We start from the raw sequence: 252 nt of genomic DNA, 5'->3' as shown, positions 1-252 counted from the left end.
TGTTGCTGTTTTTGTTCCGGGGTATATCGACTACGGCTCATGGTGTCAGTCTCCAGGTGAAGATAAGGAAGCAGTAGCGTGCATGGGCCGGAGAGGAAGAACAAGGTGAGATGACCGGACGTTTACTGTTCGGCCAGGAAGGCAGCCGACTGAGGACATCACGTAACCAGACCCAGGGCTCATGTCCGTTGGCTTTGGCCGTTTCCAGCAGGCTCATTATCATGGCCGCCCGTTGCCCCGCGGCCAGTGAAC

The 252-nt window shown here is 56.7% G+C and carries 1 protein-coding gene; it reads right to left on the bottom strand.

Features of this window, described 5'->3' with window-relative positions:
- Nucleotides 1-37 precede the first annotated feature (37 nt).
- On the bottom strand, nt 38-252 hold a 215-nt coding region (locus EAE91_RS24515), incomplete at its 5' end, for a transposase domain-containing protein (RefSeq protein WP_244869037.1).

This window comes from Photorhabdus noenieputensis (assembly GCF_018448935.1).
In the GTDB taxonomy this organism is placed as follows: domain Bacteria; phylum Pseudomonadota; class Gammaproteobacteria; order Enterobacterales; family Enterobacteriaceae; genus Photorhabdus; species Photorhabdus noenieputensis.
Note: the sequence above shows the minus strand (reverse complement) of the source record. Positions and strands in the feature narration are given on the sequence as shown.